This window comes from Thermoanaerobacter thermocopriae JCM 7501, assembly GCF_001310975.1.
GTDB lineage: Bacteria > Bacillota > Thermoanaerobacteria > Thermoanaerobacterales > Thermoanaerobacteraceae > Thermoanaerobacter > Thermoanaerobacter thermocopriae.
This window is the reverse complement of sequence record NZ_BAZY01000051.1, coordinates 1-9,444: the sequence shown is the minus strand read 5'-3', so window position 1 is coordinate 9,444 and position 9,444 is coordinate 1. Positions and strand designations below refer to the sequence as shown.

The 9,444-nt window shown below is 32.2% G+C and carries 7 protein-coding genes and 2 pseudogenes; all 9 read right to left on the bottom strand.

What is annotated here, in order from left to right; genetic code table 11:
- Positions 1 to 47: 47 nt before the first annotated feature.
- Positions 48 to 645, bottom strand: a pseudogene (locus tag JCM7501_RS12005) (regulatory protein RecX).
- A gap of 46 nt (positions 646 to 691) precedes the next feature.
- Positions 692 to 1,717: a recombinase RecA gene (gene recA, locus JCM7501_RS12000; protein WP_012995226.1), complete on the bottom strand. Its 1,026-nt coding sequence runs from the start codon at positions 1,715 to 1,717 to the stop codon at positions 692 to 694.
- 64 nt (positions 1,718 to 1,781) lie between these two features.
- Positions 1,782 to 3,023 carry a competence/damage-inducible protein A gene (locus JCM7501_RS11995; RefSeq protein ID WP_012995227.1) on the bottom strand — a complete coding sequence of 414 codons (1,242 nt, stop codon included), beginning with the start codon at positions 3,021 to 3,023 and terminating at the stop codon, positions 1,782 to 1,784.
- A 13-nt stretch (positions 3,024 to 3,036) separates the two neighbouring features.
- A complete protein-coding gene (pgsA, locus tag JCM7501_RS11990) occupies positions 3,037 to 3,573 on the bottom strand; it encodes a CDP-diacylglycerol--glycerol-3-phosphate 3-phosphatidyltransferase (RefSeq protein WP_012995228.1) in 537 nt (178 codons plus the stop codon).
- Entirely contained in the window at positions 3,573 to 4,883 is a 1,311-nt protein-coding gene (gene rimO / locus JCM7501_RS11985; RefSeq protein ID WP_012995229.1) for a 30S ribosomal protein S12 methylthiotransferase RimO, read from the bottom strand. Before rimO ends, pgsA begins: the two co-directional genes overlap by 1 nt.
- A 19-nt stretch (positions 4,884 to 4,902) precedes the next feature.
- Positions 4,903 to 6,837 (bottom strand): FtsK/SpoIIIE family DNA translocase, encoded by a 1,935-nt coding sequence (locus JCM7501_RS11980; RefSeq protein WP_256201475.1) that lies wholly within the window; start codon positions 6,835 to 6,837, stop codon positions 4,903 to 4,905.
- Between the two features lie 312 nt (positions 6,838 to 7,149).
- A complete protein-coding gene (locus JCM7501_RS11975) occupies positions 7,150 to 7,359 on the bottom strand; it encodes a YlzJ-like family protein (protein WP_028992555.1) in 210 nt (69 codons plus the stop codon).
- A gap of 6 nt (positions 7,360 to 7,365) precedes the next feature.
- Positions 7,366 to 8,067 carry a ClpP family protease gene (locus tag JCM7501_RS11970; protein WP_012995232.1) on the bottom strand — a complete coding sequence of 234 codons (702 nt, stop codon included), beginning with the start codon at positions 8,065 to 8,067 and terminating at the stop codon, positions 7,366 to 7,368.
- 62 nt (positions 8,068 to 8,129) lie between these two features.
- Positions 8,130 to 9,325 (bottom strand): annotated as a pseudogene (gene dapG / locus JCM7501_RS11965) (aspartate kinase).
- Between the last annotated feature and the right edge of the window lie 119 nt (positions 9,326 to 9,444).

The window sequence follows — 9,444 nt, the reverse complement described above, 5'->3', positions numbered from 1 at the left end:
TAAGATATTCATAATTTATTTTAGACCCTTTTCAAAATTATGTCAAGTTATAAATCTTTTTCTCTAAAAGCAGTACTAATGTTTTCAATTTCAAACCCACTGTTGTAAAGGTAGTTTTTTAATTTTTTAGTATCTTCCTGGAATTTTAATTTTTTTTCAATTATTTTTTTTATTATTTCCACCTCTTTTTCTTTTGGATAAAAAATTCCTTAAACTTTCTTGAATAACTTCTCTATTAATTCCTTTATTTATAAGCTCATAATAAATCTTTTTTCTGCTATGTAGTTGATTCATCTTCTGTTCTATAAATAACTTAGCGTAAATTTCGTCGTTGATGTAGTTATAACTTTTTAGCTTTTCGATAACCTCATTTATTACATTTTCGCTAAAACCTCTGATCTTGAGTTTTTGATATAGTTCTTTTTCTGTTACTATTTTTTTTGATAAAAGTTTAAAGGCGTAATCCTTCGCTCGTCTTGTTGCAATATAGTTTACATAATAATTATACTGTTCATTATCTATTTCTTTTCCTTCTTCTATACCTAAATAACTTAAATCTTCTGAATTGCAGCTAAAAGCATATTCACCATCTATGTAAACTTTGTATTGTGCTTTTTTTAGCTTTTCTATAGCAGTGATTATCATATTTATATTTCTCCTTTTTTGTAATAAAATAACCCCACAATAAGGGTTATTCTATTATTGCATCAGGGGAGGATGTTATTTTATTATAAGCTAAATTGAAATTTTCTCTAATTTTTCTTTCAATCTCATCGGCAATTTCTTTGTTTTCTTTTAAAAATTGCTTTGCGTTTTCTCTTCCTTGCCCTAATCGTATATCTCCATAGGAATACCAAGCACCACTTTTTTCAATTATGTCTATACTTGTGCCAATATCCAAAATACTTCCTTCTCTCGAAATACCCTCTCCATACATTATATCAAATTCTGCCTGTTTAAAAGGTGGAGCAACTTTATTTTTTACAACTTTGACACGGGTTCTGTTTCCAACTATTTCATTTCCTTGCTTTATTGGATCTACTTTTCTCACGTCTAATCTTATTGTGGCATAAAACTTCAAGGCTCTTCCCCCAGGGGTTGTTTCAGGATTTCCAAACATAATTCCTACTTTTTCTCTCAGTTGATTTATAAAGACCACAATAGTTTTAGATTTACTCGTGACCCCTGCTAATTTTCTCAAAGCTTGAGACATCAATCTCGCCTGAAGTCCCACATGGCTATCTCCCATTTCACCATCAATCTCTGCTTTAGGTACCAATGCAGCAACAGAGTCTATTACAATTATATCAACAGCACCGCTTCTGACAAGAGCTTCTGCAATTTCTAAAGCTTGTTCACCAGTATCAGGCTGTGCCACTAATAAGTCCTCAATATTTACTCCTAGATTTTTCGCGTATACAGGATCAAGAGCATGTTCTGCATCTATAAAAGCACCCGTTCCTCCCATTTTTTGCGCTTCTGCTATCATGTGTAATGCTAAAGTAGTTTTCCCCGAAGATTCAGGACCAAAAATTTCTATTATCCTTCCTCTTGGAACTCCACCAACACCTAAGGCAATGTCTAATTCTAGAGAACCAGTAGGTATTACTTCTACATTCAATTTTGCAGTATCTCCCAATCTCATTATAGAACCCTTGCCAAACTGTCTCTCTATCTGGCTTATAGCCATTTCTAAAGCTTTTTGCTTTTCTATCATTTATTATTTACCTCCTAAAAATACAAGGTATTGTATTAAATTAATTATATATTAATGGATAAAACTAGTCAATTTTTATTCCAAGAAGATATCTTCTCACCATGTCCAAAGCATGCAGTACAGTCCTTATTCGTATTCTGTCTCTATCGCCATGTAGCATTAATTTTTTTACATAGACTTTTTCATTGGTAGCAAAACCTACATACACTAATCCTACCGGTTTTTCAGGTGTTCCACCTGTAGGTCCTGCAATTCCAGTAGTAGATAGGCCGAAATCAGCATTGGCTAATTTTCTTATGTTCTCTGCCATTTCTTTTGCTGTCTCATGGCTTACTGCTCCATAAGATTCTAAAGTAGATTTTTTAACCCCTAAAATGTTTTCTTTCGCTTCATTGCTGTAAGAAACAATACCTAAATTAAAAATTTTTGAAGCACCAGATACATCAGTTATTTTTTTGGCCAATAAGCCGCCTGTACAAGATTCAGAAACAGCAAGAGTTAATTTGTCTTTTTGCAGCAATTTTACCACAATTTCTTCCATTTCTTCTTCATCAACAGCATATATGTAGTCACCAATTATCCTTCTAATCCTTGATTCCATATCTTCAATCATTTTTAAAATTTCTTTGTCATCATGTCCTTTTGCAGTTATTCTCAAAGTTACGTATCCGTCACCTACCAGAGGAGCAACAGTGGGATTAGAACTAAACAAAAGTGGCTTTACCATTTCCTCTACTTTTGATTCGCCTATACCAAATATTTTTATAACTCGAGACTTAATAATTTCGCTGGTTTTGCCTTTTAGGTAAGGATATACATATTCCTCAAACATTGGAATGAGCTCAGAAGGTGGACCTGGTAGGATAATTATAATTTTATCCTCCCTTTCTATTATACAACCAGGAGCTGTTCCATTCTTATTTGGCAAAATTCTTGCACCTTTTGGAAAAAGAGCCTGTTTGAAGTTATTCATGGTAGGTGTTTGCCCTATTTTTTCAAAAAATTTTATTATCTTCTCTTTCGCTTCTTGGCTTTCTATAAGAGGAAGATCTAAAAAAGAAGCCACTGTTTCTTTTGTAATATCATCAACTGTAGGACCTAATCCACCTGTTGTTATTATAAGGTCAGAACGGTTAAAAGCAATATTTAAACATTCTTTTAATCTTTCTTCGTTATCTCCAACGTTAGTATGGAAATATATATCTATACCCAAAAGAGCTAATTTTTCAGATAAATACTTGGCGTTAGTATTTAAAATTTGTCCTAATAGTAGCTCCGTACCGACAGAAATAATTTCTCCTCTCAATTAAAACACCTCTTTAGTCTTTTAATAAATTTTTGGATTTTATAATGTAATCCACCCCTGAATAAATTGTTAAAATTAAAGCTATATATATCATTACAGTGTCAAAAGGAAAATTTATAAGACTAAAAGGGTAATTATTAAGCATCAATGCAATTACTGCTATCATTTGAAAAGTAGTTTTATATTTACCATAATTACTGGCAGCAATGACAATTCCCTTGTCAGCAGCAACAGTTCTAATACCTGTTATTAAAAATTCTCTTGCTAATATAATTGCCACAATCCAACTTTGAATGCGTTCCATTTGTACTAAAGCTACTAAAGCAGAAGAAACCATTATTTTGTCTACCAGCGGGTCTATGAATTTCCCTAAATTAGTTATTTGATTAAATTTTCTTGCAACATATCCATCAAATTTGTCAGTTAATGCTGCAAGTGCAAATATTCCTGCAGCTATAAAATCGTTGTAGGGACCTTTGACAAACATAAAAAACATAAAAACAGGAATTAAAAAAAGTCTTAACATGGTAAGTTTATTAGCTAAATTCATTAATATTCCCCCACCAAATCGTACTCATAGGCATCTGTTATAGTTACTACTACAAACTCTCCAGCAGTGAGCTTTTTGTCGCTTTTTACATAAACGACACCATCAATCTCAGGGGCATCCATGTAACTTCTGCCATAATATATTCCATCTTCAAAACCTTCAATTAGTACCTCTAACTGCTTCCCCACTTTTGAAAGATTATGTTGATAAGAAATTTCCTTTTGTATTTCCATTAGCTCTTGTTGTCTTCTAAGTTTTACGCTCTTTTTAATTTGGGGTTTCATATAATAAGATTTAGTTCCCTCTTCTCGCGAATATGCAAAAACCCCCACTCTTTCAAACCTTTTTTCTTTTACAAAATGTTTTAAATCTTCAAATTCTTCTTCTGTTTCTCCAGGGAATCCTACCATAAAAGTAGTACGTATTACCATATTAGGAATGGTTCTGAGTTTATTTATAACTTCCTCTATTTTTTGCCTAGTAGTGTGTCTCTTCATCCTTTTTAACACTTCATCATTAGAGTGCTGCAGAGGTATATCAATGTATTTTACTACTTTTTTATTTGCTTTGATTTCCTCTATAAGTTCGTCTGTAACACTGTCCGGATAGGCATAAAGCAATCTTATCCATTTTAAATTAGGAATTAAAGATAATTCCTTTAAAAGTTGAGGCAACATAAATTTTTTATAAATATCTATTCCATATTTTGTAGTGTCTTGAGCAATGAGTATAAGTTCTTTTGCACCTTTTTTGACGAGTTCCTCAGCCTCTTTTAGTATGTCTTCCATTTTGCGACTTCTGTATCTTCCTCTAATCCTTGGAATTGCGCAAAAAGAACAAACATTGCTACAACCTTCTGCAATTTTTAAATAGGCGTAATAATTTGGGGTAGTTAAAATACGTTGTATTCCTTCATCATTTAGTAAATTAGCGTGTCCATATTCTAAAACAGTTTTTCCTTTTTCTATTTCTTCTATCACTTCTGCAATTTTGGGAAAATCTCCAGTACCAATTACTGCATCTAATTCAGGAAGTTCTTTTAATAATTCTTTATTATATCTTTCAGACAAGCAGCCAGTTGCAATTAGGTATTTTAGCTTATGTTTTTTGAGTTTTCCCATTTCAATGATATATTCTATTGACTCTCTTTTTGCATCTTCTATAAAGCTACAAGTATTTATAATAAGTATATCAGCCTCATTTTCATCATTTACTATGTTGTAACCTTTTTCTTTTAAAATTGCTATCATTTTTTCTGAATCAACTGTGTTTTTGGGACATCCAAGGGATATAATTCCTACATTTTTCATCTGCATTTCCTTTCTATTTTTAAGATTCTTCTAGTATTTTTTTTATTTCTTCTTTTGATAAAAGAATTTGTCTTGGCTTAGAACCATCATAACCGCTTATAATGCCTTTTTGTTCTAACTGGTCTATGATTCGGGCAGCTCTCGCATAACCGATTCTTAATCTTCTTTGTAACATTGAAATAGAGGCTTGCCCTGTTTCTAAAATTACAGAAATAGCATCTTCTAATAACTCATCTTCTTGTTGTTCAAAAGCTTTTCCATTTGTTTTTTCCTCAATTTCTATTTCTTCATACTGAGGATTAAAGTGATTTTTCAAGAAACTTACTATAGCTTCTACTTCCTCTTCAGAGATAAAAGCACCTTGAATTCGCATAGGTTTTGCTGCTCCTATAGGATTAAAAAGCATATCACCCTTTCCCAAAAGTTTTTCCGCACCTGCCATATCTAAGATTGTTCTTGAGTCGATTTGAGAAGATACAGCAAATGAAATCCTTGAAGGAATATTGGCTTTGATAACTCCTGTTATAACATCAACAGAAGGCCTTTGGGTAGCAATAACTAAATGAATGCCAGCTGCTCTAGCCATTTGAGCTAACCTAAATATATATTCTTCTACTTCTGCAGGAGATACCATCATCAAGTCAGAAAGCTCATCAATTATGATTACAATTTTATATAAGCTGCTTTCTTTGTATTTTTCGTTATAGCTGTCTATATCTCTAACTCCATATTGGGCAAATAAATTATAACGCTTAGTCATTTCTTGTACTGCCCAATTTAAGACACCTGCTGCCTTTTTAGGGTCTGTAACAACAGGAGTTAAGAGATGAGGAATACCGTTATAAATATTAAGTTCTACCACCTTTGGATCTATCAATATCATTTTCACCTGCTTAGGGGAGGCTTTGTATAACAAACTCACTATAAGAGAATTTATGCAAACACTTTTCCCAGAACCTGTTGCACCTGCAATGAGCAAATGAGGCATTTTAGATAAATCTACTATGACAATATTACCAGCGACATCTTTACCCAAACCAATTGCTAACTCTGATTTAAAATTTCTAAATTTTTTGCTATCTACTACTTCTCTTAAATAAACTGAGGCGATTTTATCATTTGGCACTTCTATTCCAATAGCAGATTTGCCGGGAATAGGTGCTTCTATTCTCACAGAAGGCGCAGCAAGACTTAAAGCAATGTCATCTGTTAAACTTACTATTCTGCTAACTTTTACCCCTGCACTAGGCTGAAGTTCAAACCTAGTAATCGCAGGCCCCTTTGTCACTTGGATAACTTTTGCATCAACTCCGAAGTTTTTAAGAGTGTTTTCTATTTTTTTTACTTTTTCCATTAACACCTCATTTTTTATTTTTGGTGGGGGAACTGCTTCTTTTAAAAGAGTTATAGGAGGAGGAAGATACTCGCTTTCTATAATCTCTTCTTTATCTTTAGCATCTTTTTCATAGACTTTTCTTTCTTCTTCTACTTGTTCAATTATATCGATTGTTCTGTTTTTTTCTATTATATTCATATTTTCTTCTAAGGTTGTAGAATCCTCCTGAGAAATTGGGGTAGAAATTACTTCCTTCTCATTGGATGTTTTTTTTATCTTTTTTTTACGTTGACTAAATTTTTGATAGGAAGATTCCATTAGATTTACGATAGATACATTTGTAATAAGCACTATAAAAATTGCCAAAGAAGAAAACAATAATATATAACTTCCTGTGATACCCAAAAGTTTTACTAGAAAATATACCAGTAGGGCAGCAACAACTCCTCCACCCATCTTGTTTATACCATGAGTGTAAGCGGCTAAAATATAATTTTTTAATCCCTCATTAGAAGGGAAATAATACAAATGATCTAAACTTATGAGGGTTAGAAAAAGCCCAAAAAGTGCCGCAGCTTTGTTTAATTTTATAAAATCTCGATTATTAAAAAGGAACATCAATGCAAATACTAAAAGTAAAGCAGATACAACATAAGAACCTATTCCGAAAGAGCCCTTTAAAAAAAATTTCTATGTTTTTGCCAATTGTTCCTGTTGTATCAGTATATAGACTCAAGAAAGAAATTAGGGTAAAAGCCAAAAATATAATTCCAATGATTTCGTTTTTGAGAGGCTTTTGTTTTTTGTCAATCATAATATCACCTGTTTATAAATTTCTTCTATAAAAATTTTAGTATTAATTATGTAAAATAGCAACAAAAAATAGATGTGCTGATTTTTTAACACATCTATTATAACACAAAAATTTTTCTAATAAATACTTATTATGCTTCCTGGAGTATATTTTGTGTCTAGATAATCAAAAGGATTAGTAGAATACATGCTTTGAATTAGGTAATTTCCATTTGAGAGTTTTTCTACTACTAACTGCTTATTTCCCATCTTTAATTCTATGTAATTAGTAGGTATCTCATCTCTTTTTTCAAAAATTACTTCATAGGGAATTATTGTATATAACATTATTCTTCACCTTTTTTCTTTTCCCTCTATGATATTGTGTAACATATTTAAAGCTTCTTTAATACCCCCTATTTCATCAATTAAACCATAATCTACTGCTTCTTTTCCGACTAAAATTGTTCCTATGTCATTGGCTAATTCTCCAGTTTTAAGCATAAGCTCCATAAAAGTCTCTCTTTTTATTTTTGAATTTCGCACAATAAACTCAACTATCCTATCTTGCATTTTATTGAAATAATCAAAAGTCTGTGGAACTCCAACTACCATTCCTGTCATCCTGATAGGGTGTATTGTCATGGTTGCACTTGGTACTATGTAAGAATAATTTGCAGAAACTGCTAGAGGTACCCCAATACTGTGACCACCACCTAGTACTATAGATACAGTAGGCTTAGAAAGGCTTGCTATCATTTCTGCTATAGCAAGACCTGCTTCCACGTCTCCTCCTACAGTATTTAATAAAATCAAAACTCCTTTTATATTAGGATTTTCTTCTATCGCTACTAATTGCGGTATTATATGTTCGTATTTTGTGGTTTTGTTTTGTGGAGGTAGTATCATATGGCCTTCAATTTGTCCTATTATAGTAAGACAATGAATATTACTTTCAAAATTTGGTAAGTTTGTCTGGCCTAAATTTTTCAAATTTTCTTGAACAGGTGGTAAAGTTTGAGGTTGTTTTGTTTCTTCACTTTTTAAAATACTCATCTTTATCACTCTCCTAATATTAGTATAAGAAAAAAGCGCAATAGTATGCGCTTTCAAGTCTTTTAAAGATTAAATTCCTCATGTAGCACTCTTACTGCTTCTTCAGCTTTATCTTGACTTACAAGACAAGAAATAGTATTATGAGAGTCAGCTGTTTGATAAATTTCTATATTATGCCTTGATAATGCCTTAATTACCCTTGCCATTACTCCTGGTACGCCCCTTATTCTGTTACCAATTATAGAAACTTTCGAGCAATCAGTTCTGTAAGAATATTTTATGTTATTTTCTTCAAGGAGCTTTTGTAACTTTTTAAAATCCCCTTCTGATATTGTAAACACTTGTTTTTCAGGAAAAATATTAATAAGGTCAATGCTTATTTTTTCTTCTGCAATCTTTTCAAATAGATTTTGTGTATTTGCATTATTTTCTATTACGATTTGGACCCTGTGGTCCATATTAGCAATTCCAGTGATTAATTTGTCTATATCGTAAATATTGTCGTAAGCTTCATTATATTGAGTTATAATAGTGCCTGGACTGTCTGACATAGTATTTTTTATAACAAGTGGTATATTACCTATCATTGCTATTTCTACGGCTCTAGGATGTACCACTTTTGCTCCTTGCTCTGCAAATTGGAATACTTCGTTATAACTTATTTTTTCTAAAATATGAGCTTTTGAAACAATACGAGGATCTGCTGTCATTATCCCATCTACATCTGTATATATTTCTACTGCAGAAGCTTTTAAAGCTACACCTAAAATAGCAGCAGTTGTATCACTGCCTCCTCGCCCTAATGTAGTCAAATCCCCTTTTTCTGTCATCCCTTGAAAACCTGCCACGATAGGAATAATTCCCTCTTTTAAACTTTCTAATAGCCTTGTTGGTTCTACTTTTATAATTTCCGCATTGCCAAAATTATCATCCGTTATAATGCCTGCTTGTCCTCCGGTAAATGCTTTTGCTTTATATCCTTTTTTTAATAGAGTCGCAGCAAAAGTCACACTAGAGATTATTTCGCCGCAATTCATCAATAAATCTAATTCCCGCTTTGAAATATTGTTATCTATTGACTTAACCATGTTTATTAAAGTGTCTGTGGCATAAGGATCTCCCTTCCTTCCCATTGCGGAAACTACTACTACAACGTTAAAACCGTTTTTTATTGCTCAATTACTTTTGAGGCAGCCTTCTCTCTCCTCTGAGGTGTTGATACAGAAGTTCCACCAAATTTTTGTACCAATATTCTCACGTTCTCATCCTTTCCTTTTGAAGGTATCTGAGTTAAGACATTTTATATTATTATACTTCATTAAAGTGATAAAGAAAAGTAATATTTTCAATAAAACCTCCTTTTCTTTTCTTTATGAA